The 17,873-nt window shown below is 61.5% G+C and carries 14 protein-coding genes; 5 read left to right on the top strand and 9 right to left on the bottom strand.

The window, feature by feature from the left end; genetic code table 11:
* Positions 1 to 9: 9 nt before the first annotated feature.
* On the bottom strand, positions 10 to 1,047 hold the full coding sequence (locus GWE18_RS01865; RefSeq protein ID WP_275184102.1) for a class 1 fructose-bisphosphatase: 1,038 nt from the start codon (positions 1,045 to 1,047) through the stop codon (positions 10 to 12).
* Positions 1,048 to 1,193: 146 nt separating this feature from the next.
* Between GWE18_RS01865 and GWE18_RS01860 the strand changes: the two genes are divergently transcribed.
* Together GWE18_RS01860 and GWE18_RS01855 are read left to right on the top strand one after the other, a co-directional pair.
* Positions 1,194 to 2,165 (top strand): LysR family transcriptional regulator, encoded by a 972-nt coding sequence (locus GWE18_RS01860; protein ID WP_057902031.1) that lies wholly within the window; start codon positions 1,194 to 1,196, stop codon positions 2,163 to 2,165.
* 123 nt (positions 2,166 to 2,288) lie between these two features.
* The gene (locus tag GWE18_RS01855) at positions 2,289 to 3,599 is read left to right on the top strand and encodes an ABC transporter substrate-binding protein (protein WP_275184101.1); all 1,311 of its coding nucleotides are present in this window, start codon (positions 2,289 to 2,291) and stop codon (positions 3,597 to 3,599) included.
* 166 nt (positions 3,600 to 3,765) lie between these two features.
* On the opposite strand, the gene GWE18_RS01850 is transcribed toward GWE18_RS01855, so the two are convergent.
* The 6 genes from GWE18_RS01850 to xoxF5 all read right to left on the bottom strand — a co-directional run bounded on the left by GWE18_RS01850 (position 3,766) and on the right by xoxF5 (position 10,771).
* Entirely contained in the window at positions 3,766 to 4,935 is a 1,170-nt protein-coding gene (locus GWE18_RS01850; RefSeq protein WP_275184100.1) for a Gfo/Idh/MocA family oxidoreductase, read from the bottom strand.
* 34 nt (positions 4,936 to 4,969) lie between these two features.
* Positions 4,970 to 6,160 (bottom strand): fumarylacetoacetate hydrolase family protein, encoded by a 1,191-nt coding sequence (locus GWE18_RS01845; protein ID WP_275184099.1) that lies wholly within the window; start codon positions 6,158 to 6,160, stop codon positions 4,970 to 4,972.
* Positions 6,161 to 6,601: 441 nt separating this feature from the next.
* Positions 6,602 to 7,171, bottom strand: coding sequence for an S-(hydroxymethyl)glutathione synthase (gfa, locus tag GWE18_RS01840; RefSeq protein ID WP_275184098.1), 570 nt, complete (start codon positions 7,169 to 7,171; stop codon positions 6,602 to 6,604).
* 33 nt (positions 7,172 to 7,204) lie between these two features.
* A complete protein-coding gene (locus GWE18_RS01835) occupies positions 7,205 to 8,311 on the bottom strand; it encodes an S-(hydroxymethyl)glutathione dehydrogenase/class III alcohol dehydrogenase (RefSeq protein ID WP_275184097.1) in 1,107 nt (368 codons plus the stop codon).
* 73 nt (positions 8,312 to 8,384) lie between these two features.
* Positions 8,385 to 8,852, bottom strand: a complete 468-nt coding sequence (locus GWE18_RS01830) for a c-type cytochrome, methanol metabolism-related (protein WP_275184643.1) — start codon at positions 8,850 to 8,852, stop codon at positions 8,385 to 8,387.
* 113 nt (positions 8,853 to 8,965) lie between these two features.
* Positions 8,966 to 10,771: a lanthanide-dependent methanol dehydrogenase XoxF5 gene (gene xoxF5, locus GWE18_RS01825; RefSeq protein WP_275184096.1), complete on the bottom strand. Its 1,806-nt coding sequence runs from the start codon at positions 10,769 to 10,771 to the stop codon at positions 8,966 to 8,968.
* A 416-nt stretch (positions 10,772 to 11,187) separates the two neighbouring features.
* Between xoxF5 and GWE18_RS01820 the strand changes: the two genes are divergently transcribed.
* Positions 11,188 to 12,156 carry a helix-turn-helix domain-containing protein gene (locus GWE18_RS01820; RefSeq protein WP_275184095.1) on the top strand — a complete coding sequence of 323 codons (969 nt, stop codon included), beginning with the start codon at positions 11,188 to 11,190 and terminating at the stop codon, positions 12,154 to 12,156.
* A gap of 68 nt (positions 12,157 to 12,224) precedes the next feature.
* Here the strand turns inward: GWE18_RS01820 and GWE18_RS01815 are convergent, their stop codons facing one another.
* A complete protein-coding gene (locus GWE18_RS01815) occupies positions 12,225 to 14,666 on the bottom strand; it encodes a TonB-dependent receptor (protein ID WP_275184094.1) in 2,442 nt (813 codons plus the stop codon).
* A 164-nt stretch (positions 14,667 to 14,830) separates the two neighbouring features.
* Positions 14,831 to 16,183 (bottom strand): ATP-binding protein, encoded by a 1,353-nt coding sequence (locus tag GWE18_RS01810; protein ID WP_275184093.1) that lies wholly within the window; start codon positions 16,181 to 16,183, stop codon positions 14,831 to 14,833.
* Positions 16,184 to 16,370: 187 nt separating this feature from the next.
* Between GWE18_RS01810 and GWE18_RS01805 the strand changes: the two genes are divergently transcribed.
* Both GWE18_RS01805 and fghA read left to right on the top strand, forming a co-directional pair.
* Positions 16,371 to 16,991 (top strand): response regulator transcription factor, encoded by a 621-nt coding sequence (locus GWE18_RS01805; protein WP_275184092.1) that lies wholly within the window; start codon positions 16,371 to 16,373, stop codon positions 16,989 to 16,991.
* A 33-nt stretch (positions 16,992 to 17,024) separates the two neighbouring features.
* Complete coding sequence (gene fghA / locus GWE18_RS01800) at positions 17,025 to 17,870, top strand: S-formylglutathione hydrolase (RefSeq protein ID WP_275184091.1); 846 nt, start codon at positions 17,025 to 17,027, stop codon at positions 17,868 to 17,870.
* Positions 17,871 to 17,873: the final 3 nt, after the last annotated feature.

Genomic DNA, 17,873 nt, shown 5'->3' with positions numbered 1-17,873 from the left:
GGTTTCCGATCAGAGAAACAGGCCGCGCCGCGCGAACAGCGGCGCGTCGCTATTGTCGAACATCGGTTCGATACGTTCGTGAATGGCGGTAACGTCGCGGACGCCGCGCGTTGAGCCCATGATCAGCGGCACCCGCTGGTGCGGCGTTCTCGCCGAAAGTTCGAGAATGCGCCGGCGACCGGTGGACGCGGCGCCCCCCGCCCACTCCATCACGAGCGCCATCGGATGCGCCTCGTAGAGCAGGCGAAGACGCCCCTCCCGATATCCCGGACGCGCGTCCGCCGGGTACAGGAACACGCCGCCGCGAACGAGAATGCGAAGCGACTCCGCAACCAGCGAGCCGATCCATCGCATGTTGAAATCGAATGCACCGTTGCCGTTGGTGCCAGCAAGGCATTCGTCAATATAGGTCCGCACCGGCCCGTGCCAGTGCCGCTGGTTCGACGCGTTGATGGCGAACTCAGGCGTGTTGGGCGCAATCCTTACGCGGCGCGCGACCAGCAGGAATTCCCTGTTACGCCGGTCCAGAATGAAGATGTCGACACGCTCGTCGAACGCCAGAACCAGCGTGGTTTGAGGGCCGTAGACCACGAAACCTGCGGCGCACTGCGCCGTGCCGGGCTCGAAGAAGGTCGAGATGATATCGTTGCCGCGCAAGCGAATCGAAAAGATGGTTCCGACCGAAATGTTGTTTTCGAGGTTGGCCGATCCATCCAGCGGATCGATCGCGACGCAGAGAGACGCCTCGGCATTGAGCACCTCAGGCCCATCCTGTTCCTCGGACAGGACGGCGGCGACTGGGGTGGCACGTAACGCCGCGCGCATCATCGCGTCGGCTGCGAGGTCGATGTCCTTCTGATGGTCGCCATCGGAATTGACGCCATGGGTTCGTCCGGTAATGCCCGCCAGCGGTCCATCGGCGATGAGATCGGAAAGGCCGATCGCCGCAGCGGCAATCGCCTCGATCACGGCGGCCACGGCGGGGCCGGCCGGGGTCTCCGACCCCGCATGATCGAGATGCGAGCATAGGGTTATACGTGTGTCCATGGCCGTCCCCGATTGGCGCTCTCTGCGGAGCCACTCCAACGTCATGCCATCAGGCACGCCGCGCTTCACACAACAACCCAGTTTGCAAAATTAGTGAAATTTTCTTATCTTTGGCTTTGGCAAAGTTTTTCTTATATAGGTGCCCCATGGCAGGCAGATTTCCGCGGGAATTGACCATTCGCCAGTTGCGCGCGCTCGCAGCCGTTCACAGGGACCGGTCGGTTACTGCAGCCGCCAAACATCTGCATCTTACGCAGCCAGCCGTCACACTGCAGATCCGCAATCTGCAGGAGCTTGCGGGCCTGCCGTTGATTCAGCGTACCAATGACGGAATGCTGTTGACCGATGCCGGGCGGGAGGTGCTCTCGCTCTCTGAGCGTATCGAAGCTGCGATTGCGGACTGCGAGACCTCGCTCGAGATGATGGCGGGAAAGACCGCGGGCCGCATCTCAATCGGCGCCGTCAGCACCGCGAAATACTTCGTGCCGTTCATGATCTCCGGATTTTCGAAACGGCACCCGAACATCGATGTCACGCTCTCGATCGGAAACCGGCAGGAGATCGGCACGGCGCTACGCGGCTACGATCTCGATTTCGCAATCATGGGCCGCCCGCCGGTGGACATCGACATGGACGTTCACCCGATCGGCGATCACCCCCACGTCATCATCGCGCCGACGAGCCATCGCCTGGTGCGCAAATCCCGCATCCCGCTGAGCGATCTTGCCGACGAGACGTTTCTGACGCGCGAACCCGGTTCGGGCACGCGCGGCCTAATGGAGCAGCTATTCGAAACGGCGCGCATTCGACCGAAAATCGGCATGGCGATGAGCAGCAACGAGACGATCAAGCAGGCCGTGATCGCGGGTCTCGGAATTGCGTTTATTTCGGCACACACGGTCGCGACCGAACTCGACGAGCGGCGACTGGTCACGCTCGATGTGGTTGGCCTTCCCATTGTCAGGCAATGGTTCGCCCTGTCCCGAAAGGACAAGATCCTGCTGCCCCCGGCACGCGCCATGCTGGAGTTCCTCAGCGCCCGCGGCGCACAATTCCTGCCGCGAACCCATGGCAGGATCCGCATCACCCGGACGTCGACGCGGGGCAAGCGCAGATAGCGCGTTTCCGCAGTCATGAGCAACCCGTGACGCGCGCGCACGTTGACTTCTTGCCGTATTGTCCAAATACTTGACCGAGAACTGGAAGAACCAGTCTAGGCGACAATTCAGTGGGAGGACACGATGCCAACTTCGCGCAGAATGCTGCTGAAGAACACGGCTGCTGCCGCCGCCGTAATCAGCCTCGATTGGACACGCGCGATGGCGCAAGCCGAGACGGTGCGCATCGGCCTGATCTACGACTTGACTGGTCCCTTTGCCGCCGGCGGGTCGGTCGCATCCTCGATCGGCGCGCAGATTGCCATCGATCTCGTCAACGAGAAGGGCGGCATCGGCGGCAAGTACAAGGTTTCGCCTGTCGCCGCCGATTCCCAGAGCAAGCCCGACGTTGCGATCAATGAGTCCAATCGGCTGATCGACCAGGAGAAGATCGACATCATCAACGGCGTCTATGCGAGCTCGCACGCGGTCCCGCTCGCCGCCAAGGTCGAGCAGCAAAAAAAGATCCTCTGGATCACCACCGCAGTTTCGACCGCCGTGTTCAAGGACAAGAACCTGCAATACGTCTTCCGCGCGCAAATCCATTCCGACCAGTATGGCCAAGCCTTTGCGAGCTTCATCAGCGAGCATGCCAAAACCAAGCTCGGCATGGAGCCCAAGGACGTCAAGGTCGCTTTGATTCACGAGGACGGCCCCTACGGGGTCGGCGTCGCCGTCGCCGACGAGGCATACGCCAAGCAGGCCGGCCTCCAGGTCGTGCTCAAGGAAGGTTATTCCGCCTCCGCCCCCGACCTTTCGGTGCTGGTGACCAAGATCAAGCGCGCCAGAGCGGACGTGATCTCGCATGCGGGATACAATCCCGATATCACCCTGTTCCTGCGCCAGGCGCGCGAGAACGGCCTCAAGTTCAAGATGCTGTTCGGCGCCGGCGCGGGCTACAGCCAGCTCGACAAGTTGCGCGCGACATTCGGCGCGGACATCGACAACTTCTGCAATATCGATCCGGTGCCGGCGCAGTTGCTCGATCCTGCGAAACTCGCGCCCGGGATCGGCGATCTCACCAAAATCATGGTCGCGCGCTACAAGGAGAAAACCGGCGCGACCGACGTTCCGCCGCACTGCTCGATGGGATTCAACCAGACCTGGATCCTGCTCAACCATGTGCTGCCCGTGGCAAAAGACAAATACGGCGGCTTCGATCCCGAGGCGGTTCGCAAGGCGGCGCTCGACGTGGATATCCCGCCGGGCGGCACCATCCAGGGCTATGGCGTAAAATTCTACCCGCCCGGCACGCCGCTCTCCGGCCAGAACGAGCGCTCGACCCCGGTCGTGATGCAAAATGCCGGCGAGCACATCTCGGTGGTCTGGCCGACCAATATCCGGACACGGGACCCGGTATTTCCGCTGCCGAAATCCTCGGTCTACGCGGCTTAGGGCTTTCTAGTTCGAGGCTTCATCCTTCGAGACGCGGCTAACGCCGCTCCTCAGGATGAGGTCTCGCAACCGCATGAGGTGATAGATCCTCGTGGTGAGGAGCCGCGAAGCGGCGTCTCGAACCATGTGGCCACTGGACGCGCCACAATCGGATATCACCAAACCTTTACAATATGACGCGACGGCCTTCTTCGGCGGCCCAATAGCCGGCGTAGTTGACCTTGATGGTCTCAAAAGCGAGCGTCAGATCCGACAGCGGCTGCCGGCCGGTCGCAACGCATTCCATGAAGTCCTGGATTTCCTGCGTATAGCCGCGCGTCCACTCTTCCTCGAGACAGATATATTGCCAGCCGGTCTTCCGATCGACCTTTTCGGTGATGTAGACGCTTGCTAGCTTCTCCTCACTGGTCTGATAGCTCATCATGTGCGTGTTCGGCGTGATGTTGGCGAATAGCGAGCCGCTGCTGGTATAGGTTTCGATCAGGTTGCGCACGCCGCCGAGGATCATGTCGCCGGAAAAAACCGTGGCCTTGGTGCCGTCGGAAAAGGTCGCCGTAAGCATGCCCCAATCTTCGACATCGACCGGATTGGCTTTGAGCACGGCCCGTTCATCCGGACGGAGGCACGCCGTGACGTTGCCGACGTCACATGTAACACTCGCGACGCCGATCGCCTCGCCGCGCGCCTTCGCCTCGACCTGCTTGAGATAGAGCACTGCCGAAAGCGGATGGCATCCCATCCGGATCAGCGAGCCGCCGCCGGTCATCGCCCATTGCGCGGCGTGCGCGGCATGCGAGCCAGAGTGACTCTCCTCCCCCTTCATGAACAGGATCTTGTCTTTGGTGGCCTTGAGGATCTCCACGGTCTTGGTCACCGCCGGCGCGTAGATCCAGTCCTCGGCATACATGAAGAGCCTGCCGGTCTTGTCGATCGCCGCGCGGGTCGCGGCCATTTCTTCCAGCACCCGCTCATACATCAGCGCTTTGGGCACATGTTTGCCGATCGGCAGCTTGTCGCCCTCGCGGCCAAAATAGCCTGCGAATGGCTTTTCGCAGATCACATGTTTACCTGCCCGCATCGCGTCGACGATCATCGACGTATGCAGATTGGGTGGCGTGCAGATGTCGATGACATCGATGTCGGCGTCGGCGATCAAGTCGCGAAAGCTGCGATACGCCGTCGGGATCTGGTGGCGACGGGCAAACTCGACGACATGATCGCCTCTCGCCGCAACGGCCCTGACTTCGATATCCACGCCGTAAACGCGCCTGTAGGCATGCATGTGCAGCTCGGACACGAAGCCGCAGCCGGCCAGACCGATCCTGATTTTCGCCATAGCGAAGGGGCCTCCCTGCTAGCGCGGCTCGAGGCTAGTTGCTGCTTCGGCCAACACCCTTACGACGCATTAATGCCGCGAACAGCTCGGTCAGGCCGAACTGCCAAGGTTCGCAGTCGCCGCTGTGGCGCATGCGATTGGTCAGCCGGCCGAGCTTCGGCGCGGCGACCGTCACCAGATCGCCTTCCACGTGGGTAAACCCCTGCCCCTTCGCGGCACGGTCCTGGATCGGCGCGAACATGGTGCCCAGGAAGAGCACGAAGCCGTCGGGATATTGATGGTTTTCGTTGATCGTCTGCCCGACGATGTCGGCGGGGTCGCGGCTGATCTGGGTCAGCGAGGATGCGCCGTGCAGGACAAAACCTTCCGGGCCCTTCACCTCCAGCGTGATCTCCATCTTCCTGATGTCGTCGAGCGTGAACTTCGCGTCGAAGAACCGGACGAACGGTCCGATGGCGCAGGAGGCGTTGTTGTCCTTGGCCTTGGACAAGAGCAGCGCCGAGCGTCCCTCGAAGTCGCGCAAATTGACGTCGTTGCCAAGCGTGGCGCCGACGATGCGCCCGTCGCGTGCCACCACCAGCACCACCTCCGGCTCCGGATTATTCCAGGTCGATTTCGGATGCAGGCCCGCATCCACGCATGTGCCGACCGCCGACAGGACGGGCGCCTTGGTAAACACCTCGGCGTCCGGCCCGATGCCGACTTCGAGATACTGGCTCCAGGCATTCTGGGAAACCAGCACGTCCTTTACGTGCTGAGCTTCGGCCGAGCCCGGCTTCAACCGCGACAGGTCGGTGCCGACGATCCGCGTCACCTCGGCCCGGATCGCCTCAGCCGAATCCGGATTGCCGCGCGCCCGCTCCTCGATCACCCGCTCCAGCATCGACACCGCGAAGGTGACGCCGGCGGCCTTGATCACCTGCAGGTCGATCGGGGCAAGCAGCCATGGCCTGGTTGGATCGCGGGTGTCGGGCGGCGTGTTGTTCAAGAGATCCTGCAGCGTGCCTACCCGCTCGCCGGGCGTGGCGCGCATCGCCCGGGCCGGATCGGCGACGGCGGCAAGCTGGCTGGCGGTGGGGAAATCGTCGGTGATGTCGAACACGCCGTCCTGGCGGATCGCGACCACGGACGGGCCGGCAAGGTCGGGACGCCAGATCCGCCCCATCAGCGCTGCATCGGCAAAATCCTCGGGCAGAATGAATGCGGCGTCCGTGATGATCGGCATTGTGGGAATCCTCGCAGGGTAACGTCTGTGCGGTCGGGGCAGCATCGTCCATAGAGGGGAACCGCTCTTGGGGTCAACTCCTTCGGAGCTGCCCGCGCTCAGCATTGCGGCCGCCGCGACAAAGCTCATCGCGGCGCAGCATGCAAAATCAGACGATCGGTCAAGCGCAGCCGATGGCTCGCGCCGCCATGAACGGCATGGCGATTAAGCAAGGAACTCGAGGGGCGAGGAGAATTGTGTGCAGGACGCTCGCGCCAGCCGTCCGCCAAGAATGGCTGCGAATGGCTGCGCGACCTTGTTGGCCGGCAGCTTTCACCCGCCGGCATCACCGAACGAGTTGCTCGCCCGTACGCGGTGTCCGGCTCCGCTGATGGCGGCGGCCATCAGCGCGAGCTCGGAATCGAGAATCAGGCCGGCGCCTGCTTCATCAAGGTGCCTGGTTCAGGCCGCTCTGGCCTTGGCTTTCGCCACATGGCTCGAGATCGCATCCATCAACGGCGGCGACAGGCAATCATAGGGTTCGAGCCCGAGCTCCTTTAGCCGTGCCCTAATTCCATCCATCTCGCCCGGCTGAACGCCGGACTCCAGCACGGAGGACACGAACGCGGCGAACCCCGGAGCTGCCCATCCACCTTCCTGGAACAGTTCGGGATGAATGAAGTCGAGGCCGTAGAATGGATGCCCGGTGTTCTCGATCCGGCCGTACATATGCGTACCGCAACCCTTGCAGGCATAGCGCTGGATGGTCGCCGACGTGTCGACAATCTGCAACTTGTCGCCGTTCTCGAGCACGTTCACATTGTCGCGCGGAACGACGGCGACGACGGAGAAGGTTGCACCTTCCGGCTTCCAGCATTTGGTGCAGCCGCAGGCGTGATTGTGGGCCACATCGCCCTTGATGGCGACCTTCACCGGCCTGTCCGCGCATTTGCAGACCAGGGTCCCGCCGGCGAAATTGCCCGTCCCCTTCTTTACGCCGCTGTCAATCGATGGGTGGATATGAACAGTCATGGGCCTATCCTCCTTGTGTTTGAAGTTATCCAATCAGAACACGACAACCGAGCGGATCGACTTGCCCTGGTGCATGAGATCGAATCCATGGTTGATCTCCTCCAGCTTGAGGACATGTGTGATCATCGGGTCGATCTCGATCTTTCCGTTCATGTACCAGTCAACGATTTTCGGTACATCCGTTCGGCCGCGCGCGCCGCCAAATGCCGTTCCCTTCCAGACACGGCCGGTCACGAGCTGGAACGGCCGGGTGGCGATTTCCTTGCCGGACTCCGCGACCCCGATAACGACCGAGACGCCCCAGCCGCGGTGGCAGGCTTCGAGAGCCTGCCGCATGACGTTGGTGTTTCCGGTGCAGTCGAAGGTGTAGTCGGCACCGCCATCGGTGAGCCCGACCAGATGCTGGACGATGTCGCTCACCTTCGTCGGGTTGACGAAATGGGTCATGCCGAAACGGCGGCCCCAGTCTTCCTTGGAATCGTTGATGTCAACGCCGACAATCTTGTCGGCGCCCACCATCTTCGCGCCCTGGATGACGTTCAGCCCGATGCCGCCGAGCCCAAAGACGACGACGTTGGCGCCCGGTGTCACCTTGGCGGTATTGACCACGGCGCCAACGCCCGTCGTCACCCCACAACCGATGTAGCAGCTCTTGTCGAAGGGCGCGTCTTCGCGGATCTTTGCTACCGCTATCTCCGGCAGCACGGTAAAATTCGAAAACGTCGAGCAGCCCATATAGTGGTAGATCGGCTTACCCTGATAGCTGAAGCGCGAGGTACCATCAGGCATCACCCCCTTGCCCTGGGTGGCACGAATGGCGGTGCAAAGATTGGTCTTGCCGCTCAGGCAGCTTTTGCATTGACGGCATTCCGGCGTGTAGAGCGGAATCACGTGATCGCCGGCCTTGACCGACGTCACGCCCGGCCCAACTTCCCGGACGATGCCTGCACCTTCATGACCGAGAATCGAAGGAAAGATTCCTTCGCTGTCGAATCCATCAAGCGTGTAAGCGTCGGTGTGGCAGATTCCGGTCGCCTTTATCTCGACGAGGACTTCACCGGCCTTCGGGCCTTCCAGATCGACCTCAACGATTTCAAGAGGCTTTTTGGCCTCGAATGCGACAGCAGCGCGGGTCTTCATCTTAAGCTCCACATTTTCTTTTCAAGTCGCTGCACGGGCCTGCCGGAACGCGCGCCTCGCATGTTCGGCATGATCATTTGGCTCCCATGCAGGACTTTTCTGTCTCGGTATACGCGTCGGGTTTGTCTTCCTTCTTCGCAGGTCGGACGCGCCCGACGGCATCATGGGCGCGGGCACGCAGATACACATAAAGATCGTCCATGTAGCAGGCGACATTCGGATTGTCGCCGAGGGCTGGCATGACGGAGTTACCGTTCTGGCGGCCGCTCGCGACGACCCCGACGAAGTCGCCGTAGCTCATCGTCTTCAGCGAGTCCTTAAGCGCCGGCGCGTAGGTCGACCCCATCCCGTCAGGGCCATGGCAGACATGGCATTCCGAATGATAGCGGCGAAATCCCGAATAAGTGTACCAATCGACGGTACCGTCGGCTCCGACATTGAAGGTAGGACTGCCTTCCTTGTCGAAATACTTTCCGTCCTCGGATTTGACGGCCTTCGGATCGACCGCGTCATCGGCTAGAACGAGCTTTCCGGAGGCCATCAAAACGAGAGTGGCCGCCAACAACCAGATTATACGCAAGAGATTGTCCTCAATATTCGATGGCAGACGAACCGACGCGTGGCACGAGCCACGCGTCGGAACGAAGGTAGCACTTACTGCGGCAGCGCGAACACCGTGAGCGTGCCGCCGAGCGCGGTGTAGTTGGCCAGCGCGGCGTAGCCACCGACTGCGCCGAGGCCTTCAGTTGGCTCGGTCAGACCTGCGGCAAGGCCGATACCCGCCCAGCCGCCAACACCGGACAGCACTGCAACATACTGCCTGCCGCCCTGCTCATAGGTCGTGACGTTGCCGATGATGCCGGACGGGGTCTTGAACTTGTAGAGCTCCTTGCCCGTCTTGGCATCGACTGCCTTCAGATAGCCTTCGAGCGTTCCGTAGAACACTACGCCGCCAGCCGTCGCGAGCGCTCCCGACCACACCGAGAACTGCTCCTTGTTCGACCAGACAATCTTGCCGGTCTTGTTGTCCCAGGCGATGAAGTTGCCCATGTGGCTCTCGCCCTGGGGCGGATACATCGACAGGGTCGCGCCGACATAGGGCTGGCCCGCGGTGTAGCTTACCTTGAACGGCTCGTAGTCCATGCAGACGTGGTTGGTCGGCACGTAGAACAGTTGCGTATCGGGCGAATAGGCTGCCGGCTGCTCGTCCTTGGTGCCGAGCGCGGCCGGGCAGATGCCCTTGGTGTTCTTGTCTTCGCCGCCCTTTTCGGTCGAATACTGATCGACAACCTTGGGACGCCCGTAGGTCGGCGAACTCTTGTTCATGTCGACGCCGGTGGTCCAGTTCACCTTCGGATCATACTTCTCGGCGACCAGAAGCTCGCCCGTGACACGGTCCATCGTGTAGGCCAAACCGTTGCGGTCGAAATGGGTCAGCAGCTTGCGCTCCTGGCCGTTGACGCTCTGGTCGCTCAGGATCATTTCGTTGACGCCGTCATAGTCCCACTCGTCATGGGGCGTCATCTGATAGACCCACTTGGCCTTTCCGTCGTCAGGGTTGCGCGCGAAGACGGTCATTGACCACTTGTTGTCGCCCGGACGCTGCTTCGGGTTCCAGGTCGAGGGGTTGCCCGAGCCGTAATAGACGAGGTTCAGACTGGGGTCATAGGACATCCAGCCCCATGTGCAGCCGCCACCAATCTTCCACTGGTCGCCCTGCCAGGTCTTGATGCTCGAGTCCTTGCCGACAGGCTTGCCGAGCTCTGTCGTCTTGTCCGGGTCGAACAGGATCTGATCGTCCGGTCCTTCGGAGTAGGCGCGCCAAACCTGCTTGCCGCTCTTGAGGTCGTAAGCCGTGACGTGACATTGCACGCCAAACTCGCCGCCGGAAATGCCGACCAGAACCTTGTCCTTGACGACCAGCGGCGCGGAGGTGCCGGTGGCGCCCTTGCCCGGATCGCCGTTCTTCATGCTCCACGCGACCTGCCCTGTTTTGGCATCGAGCGCGACCAGCGTGGTGTCTGCCTGGTGCAGGAAGATCTTGCCGTCGCCATAAGCCACGCCGCGATTGACCGTATCGCAGCACATCACCGGAATGACGTTCGGATCCTGTTTCGGCTCGTACTTCCAGACGATCTTGTTCTCCTGCGAAAGGTCAAGAGCATAGACCTTGTTGGGGAACGGCGTGTGGACGTACATCATGTTTCCGATGATGAGCGGCCCGCCTTCATGGCCGCGCAGCACGCCGGTCGAGAACGTCCAGGCGACCTGAAGCTTGCCGACATTGGATGCGTTGATCTGGTTAAGCTTCGAGTAGCGCGTATTGGCGTAGTCGCCGGCCGGCTGCACCCAGTCCTTTGGGTTCTGCGACATCTTGATCAGTTCTTCGTTGGCGTATGCGACGTCGACAACGAATGTCGCCATAGCGCCAAGACAGGCTGCGGATAGCACCTTGCGCATAGTGGTTTCCTCCCAGATTAAAGAGTTTTGGGTTTCCGCCGAGACGGCCCATTTTCCATTCTTGGTCCCTATTCCTATCCCGGTCGGACATAGGAAACTTGCCCAAGAGCGAAGCGCGTTTGCTCAATAGCGAAACTTAATTGATTTTTTTAGGTTCGGACCGGCGCGACGTTCCGGCTCTGCCGTGATGCTGCGAAGCATCATTCCGTGGGCGTGTTCCCACGACTTCCCTGCGCGGCTTCCGGTCGAGGTTTCCCTTGACGCCGCCGAAACTAAGTTGGAGGATTGTCAACGGGATATTGGGAAGAATCCGCGCAACTTCCCGGACGACTGCCTAAATTGGGGCCAAATGTCACGACCATCTGACCGACGCCGAGGCGGAGGTCGCGGCCTGTTCTCAAATCGGTGGCTGGGCAATGTCTGATACAGTTCGTTCACTCAGCACCTCCGGATTGGCGCCGAAGAAGCAGCTCCAAACTTGGTCAGATGCACTGACAGATCTGTGCGGCCAGTTTGACGTCGATCCGCTGGAAGGTTCGTCGCTCGAGGGGCGGATAAATTACACAACCGTTTCGCAGCTAAAATTGTGTCAGATCGAGGCAAGCCAGCATCGCATCGCGCATACAGTCTCAGGCACGAAACTGAGCGAGCACCCCTACGTCAAGATATTGTTCCAGACCTACGGCATCTCTCATTTCGAACAGGCTGGCCGTCGCATCGACATCATGCCCGGCGACTGCCTCGCCTATGACGTCTCCTGCCCGCACACGATCGTCAGCCCCTCGTTGACCCGGCACGAGGTCGTGATCGTCCCAAAGGCGCTGCTTCACGAACGCGGCTTCCGCACGGCGAAGATGCTGCCGTGCAAGCTCTCGGCGCGGAACGGCACCGGCCGCATCGCCTACGACTTCGTGCACACCGCGTTTGACGAAGCGAACAGGCTGTCGCCTTACAACGCCATCGGCGTTGCCGATTCGCTCATCGATCTGCTGCTGTTGCCGCTGCGCGAGGCCGATACGATGTTCGATCGCGTCGGCCCCGAGGCGATGTACATTCGGGCTCAAGCATTCATCCGCGAACATCTGCGCGACCCTGAACTTTGCATCGACCAGATTTCGGCGGCATTGGGCTGCACCAAGCGCTATCTGCACATGCTGTTCAGCGACAAGGGCATGACCGTAAGCGATTATATCTGGCGGGCGAGACTGCTGCATTGCCGCCAGGAGCTGGAGACCCAGCACGGAAAGACGATTACGGATGTCGCATTTTCGTGGGGCTTCTCGAGTTCGTCGCACTTCAGCCGTGTGTTCCGGAAGCATTTTGGGTTCGTTCCCTCCGCCATCCACAAGGCGCACTGCGCCGATCCGGTGCCGGATGTTTCCTGACGAGAACGTCCGGCAGGCTGATATTTTGCCGCAGAGATGCCGCACACTCTCCCGCGTTATATCCGGGCCTAGAAGGTAGCCTTCAGGCCGGCGTAGAAGGCCCGGGGCCGCGCCGGGCTGACCGAACGCGGGTCGGTGAACTCAGCGCCGCCATTGGCGAAATTGGGCACGTCGCCTCTTTCGAAGAACGTCCCGTAGACCGCATAGCGATTGTCGAGGATGTTGTCCACGCGCCCATAGATCTGGAGGTTCTTGTTGATCTGATACGAGGTGTGGAGATTGAAAACAGCATACCCTGGCAGCCTCGCGAACTGATTGGATTCATCGCCGACAAAATACTGGCTGCCGACGAACAACGCATCGCCGCCAACCTTGAAGGCGTCGGTGATCGAGTAGTCGATGCCAAACTTGACCCGGTTGCGGGGTATCGCCGGAATTCGGTTGCCCGGCAGGATCTGGACATTGCCGTCAACTGCGAGCGGGCTGGGGGAGCCTATCTGCAGCGCGTCGAGGAAGCGCGCATCCACGAGGGCATAGCTGGCATATAGCTGCAGTGTCTTCGACGTCAGATTGACCTGGGCCTCGATGCCTTGGCGGCGCGTTCGGCCTACATTCTGGAAGTAGCCAAACCCCTGCAGCTCCGGGCTTGGGATCGCCAGGATGTCATCGGCATTGGTCGCGCGGAACGCGCCAACTTTCCACCCGAGCGTTCCGATATTCAGCTCCCTGGTACCACGCAGACCGGCCTCAACGGTGCGGGACACAACCTGTTTGAGCGGCGGGTCGGCAATGAGAAATGCCGCAGCGATACAGGGGCGTGCAGGGTCGGCGCATGCGAGTTCCAGCGGGGTCGGTGCGCGATTGGCTTCGGAATAACCGGCATAGGCCGTCAAGCCCGGCGTGATCTTGTAGGTGCCGCCGATCATGGGATTGAAGCGGCTGAATGTGTGATTGCCGTTGAGATCAGTGCCAATCAGATCCTGAAGGACGATGTTTGCATAGTTGAAGCGGCCGCCGCCCGAAATCGAGAACGCGTCGGTCACGTCGAACGTGTCGAGCGCATAGATGCCGGTGTACCGGTTGGTGGCGCGAAGCGAGACTGGGCCGATAGATACGGGCTCGCCGGACCGGCCGAGGAATATGCCGCTGCCGCTGACGACGTAATTTGGACCGATCGTGCCCAGTTCCGCGCTGGCGCCGAAGCGCGTGACGCCCGAGTCGAAACTGGCGCCAACCATGAACTGGTTGTTGTGTCCGAACAACTGGTCGGTATTGGTTGCCTGCAAGGTCGCCCCGGTCGTCGTCGAACGGGTCGTTGTCCGGTCGATCTGGCCCAGCACCGCAGTGTCGGGGAAGGGATTTGCAAGCTGGACTCCGTTGAGCCCGTTCGCCGGTGCTCCCGGCGTGGTGTCGTCTTCGTTGAAGCAAAGCAGCGTTGAATCGGCGTCACACGGCTCCGTCTCGGTCGGGTTTCCGTCCACCGTCTTCTGCCGGAATGCCCGGACGCGCGCCGAACCTTCGATGGTCCAGGTCGGCGTCGCCTCGACCTTTCCGGTCAGATTGGCGTAGGCAACGCGGTTGTCGGTGGTCTGCGGCGTTGTATAGGTCGCGCCCCAATACCTCTGCAGCAGTTCGACCGGCACCGCCGCCGCCGCGCCGAAATTGTTCTTGGCAAGGCCGACGTTGAGGTGAAACTCGCTGCTATCGGTCCGATAGCCGACATCCCCGTAAAAGCGGCGAATCGCCGACTCCGAAAAATTGCGATAGCCGTTGTCACGCACGCCTTCGAGCGCGCCATAGACGGAAACATTGTCAATCTGCTTGCCGTACTGCGCCGAACTCTGGATGCGTCCGAACGAGCCGCCCATCGTGTTGATTTCGGCACCCTTATAGTTGAATCCGTCCTTCATCTGCACGTTGACGGCTCCGCCCAGTGCATTGAGACCGAATGCGGGATTGTTGGTTACGACGGTGACCGATCTGATTGCGGCGGTCGGGATCAAGTCCCAATTGACAGTGTCGCCGAACGCTTCGTTGATGCGCATCCCGTTCTGGTAAACCGCCAGTCCCTGAGGCGTACCGGAGACCGGAGATGCAACGAAACCTCGAAATTGTACGTCGGGCATAAACGGATTTCCGGTCGTGTCGCTGAGGACGATACCCGGTACCTGTTGCTGCAATGCATCCGCGATGTTCGGCGAGCTGGTGCGCGCGATCTGCCCGGCACCGACGGCGTTGACCGCCGCCGGCACCTTGTCGACATCCATTCCCGAGCCGACCGTCGGCGTGGGCGCGGTCGGATAGACAAGAACCCTGCGCACATTTCGGGTGGGTCGAGGTGCCGCACTGCCGCGGGTTGGCCTGGCAGCCGGTCGTGCTGATGTCGTCGGGGGAGCAACTACCTCGATGGCGGGCAACACCTCGCTATCGCTGGTTTGGGCCTCGGCACGGTCGATCCCGGGAACGAGGCAGAGCGAGATTGTCCCGATCACCAGTACGCGTGCACCCATGTCCCCACCCCACTACACTCCGGCCACATTGGCGACAGCCGGTTCGATGCGGACGATACTAGTGAGGAGACAACGACACACGCTAGCCGCAAAAGGTCTGGTTCCCGAAATGCATTCCTCCCGAATAGACCGGGAAAAATTCCCGCACAGCGATTCGCAATCTATCAGTGGCGCGATCCGTGGGGAACGACCGCCTCCACTGTGACGCCCCCTTTTCCGGAGACGACATTCAGCGTACCGCCCAGCGCCAGTATTCGCTCGCGCATGCCGATCAGGCCGAATCCGAACTTGTGATCCGGCGCCAAACCGCGACCGTTGTCGCTGACCCGCACCAGGGCGCAGCCGCGGCTTCCATTTATGCCTGCAGCCTGTTCGACCGTGACGCTGACGGCGGTCGCGTCGGCGTGGCGGAAGGCGTTCGTCAAGGCTTCCTGCACGATACGGTAAACCGTCAAGTCCGTAACTTCTCCGGTCTCATCCGACGCGCTCGCAATGTTGGCGTCGATGGTTACGTCGGGACGGGACTCGCGCCACAAACGCAAGAGCACGCCGAGCGCCTCGCGCAATCCAAGTTCCGCCAGTCCGACGGGCCGCAGCTTTTCCAGTATCCTGCGATTGAACTGCTGAAGCGCGTTGATCTGCTCCATGATGGCGGTGCCATGCTTGCGCAATGCATCTGCCGCGGGCGCACGCCCGTCTTCCGAAAGCCGCATCAGGGCGCCGACGTGGGCGCGCAGCGTAAAGAGATACGGCCCAAACTCGTCATGCAATTCGCGCGCAATCTCCTTGCGCTCCAGATCCTGCAGCGAGACCGTGCGTTCGGCGAGGCGGCGCTTGTCCTCGACCGCTTCGCCGAGTGCGCCCGCCAGGTGGTTCAGCTTGGCACAGATCGCCGCCAGTTCGGGCGCGCCGCCGGGCTCGACACGTGAACCATATTGCCCGGCCTCGATATTCGCCATGGTCTGGGAAAGCGCCTGCAGCGGCGCCAGCGCGCGGCCAACCACCGTCATCGTCACCAGAAAGAGCGCGATGGCGAGGGCGGAACTGACCGCAAGCTGGGTGATGATTCCATCCCAGATCTCGGCCATTTCATCGTTCGGATGCGAGGTGATCACCAGCGACTGCGGCTTTCCATGGATGGTGATCGGCACGCTCACGGCGGTCGTTTCCGGATGAACGAGCGCGATGAACCACGCCGGCGGCGACCGTTCGTCGTCGCCGTTGCCGGCGCGCTCGCCGGCGGAGGCATCGCCCTGTCGCGTGATGCTGACGTGCCGGAGCCGGCTGAGGTCGCGAACGATCTGGTCGAGCCGCGCATCCGGGTCCGGCGCCTCGTTCAGGCTGGGGATGATCGTCTCCACGAATTCGCGCGCCAGCTTTATGACGCTTTGATCCTCGGCTCGAACGCGGGGCCCCGCCTCTGCCACGAGCCGCGCGATATTGATTGCCAAGGCGAGGGTCAGACCCAACGCCAGCAGCAAATTAATCCGGGCACGCAACGATAATTTCTGCCACATGAGGTTTGCCCCAATCGCGTCGCAATCCGTTCCTCCATCGAGAGGACCGTTGACAGTAGAAAAACCGACGATCAGATTGAAGCGTACAGCAATCTCGCGGGCGATGCATGGCCGGCCTCGCGCCGGCACCGCTACAGCCTGACGCGATGCAGCAACGGAATCGAAGCGGCTATCGGGGATCGATGCAATGCGTGTTCTGATCGTCGACGATCATCCCATCGTTGCTTCGGGCTGCCGTACCGTATTTGCCGACGAACCGGAGGTCGTGCTGCTGGAGGCCGCCGATGCGGAGAGCGGCGAACGCGTGTTCGTCACTGAGCGCCCCGACATCTGCGTCATCGACATCAACCTGCCGACGGTGTCGGGGTTCGAACTGGCGCGGCGCATTCTTGCGCGCGCCGCTTCCGCTCGGATCATCATGTTCAGCATGAACGACGATCCGGTCTTCGCCGCGCGCGCCATCGAAATCGGCGCCAAGGGCTATGTCGCCAAGACGGGCGATCCGCAGGATCTGGTCGAGGCCATTCGTGAAGTCGGCAAAGGCGGGGTCTACCTGCCCTCCGCGATCGCGCGCAGCATCGCGTTCGCCGGCCCCATATTCGCCCGCAGCCCGCTTGCCAAACTCACCTCGCGGGAAATGGAGATCTTGCGCCTGCTTAGCGCCGGCAAGAGCCTTTCCGAGATCGCGTGGCTGGTTCATTCCTCGTACAAAACAGTCGCCAATACATCGTCGATCATGCGCCAAAAGCTCGGCGTACGAACTTCGGCCGAGCTGGTGCGGCTGGCAATCGAAAGCGGCGTAGCCTAAGGGCATGCCGCGCCGTACAGGAGTCCAGAGATCATGACCATGCAGACCGTTTCACTCAACACGTCATACGGCGGAACGCAGGGCGTCTATCGACACGCCAGCCGCGAAACCCGGACCGACATGACTTTCTCGGTCTATGTCCCTCCGCATGCCGGTGGCGCCAGGCTGCCGGTGGTCTGGTATCTCTCCGGCCTGACCTGTACCCACGCCAACGTGACGGAAAAGGGCGAATTCCGCAGCGCCTGCGCCGCACTTGGATTGATCTTCGTTGCGCCCGACACCAGCCCGCGCGGCGAAGGCGTGCCCGGCGATCCCGCCAATGCCTATGATTTCGGGCTTGGCGCCGGCTTCTATGTCGATGCGACGCGGGAGCCGTTCGCCCGCAATTACCGCATGTGGAGCTATATCACGGAAGAGCTGCCGAAGCTGGTCGCCGAAAATTTTCCCATCGACCCTAATCGACAATCCATTCTTGGCCACTCCATGGGCGGTCATGGCGCGCTGACGGTCGCGCTGCGCCATCCCGACCGCTATCGCGCGGCAAGCGCGTTTTCGCCGATCGTCGCTCCGTCGCAAGTGCCGTGGGGCATCAAGGCGCTCGGCGGCTATCTCGGCGACGACAGGCAAGCGTGGCGCAAGCACGACGCGGTGGCGCTGATCGAGGACGGCGCCAGATTGTCCGATCTGCTGGTCGACTACGGCGATGCCGATCAGTTTCTGACGGAACAGCTCCGCCCGGAACTGCTGCAAGGCGCATGCGAGAAGGCCAACATCCCCCTCACCCTGCGCCGGCAGCCCGGCTATGACCACAGTTACTACTTCATCTCCACGTTCATGGCCGATCATCTGCGCTGGCACGCCGAGCGCCTGAAGGGCTGAAGC

The sequence above is a fragment of the Bradyrhizobium sp. CSA112 genome, assembly GCF_029051645.1.
Taxonomy (GTDB): Bacteria; Pseudomonadota; Alphaproteobacteria; order Rhizobiales; family Xanthobacteraceae; genus Bradyrhizobium.
The sequence above is the reverse complement of the archived record's forward strand: the minus strand, read 5'-3'. Positions and strand labels throughout refer to the sequence as shown.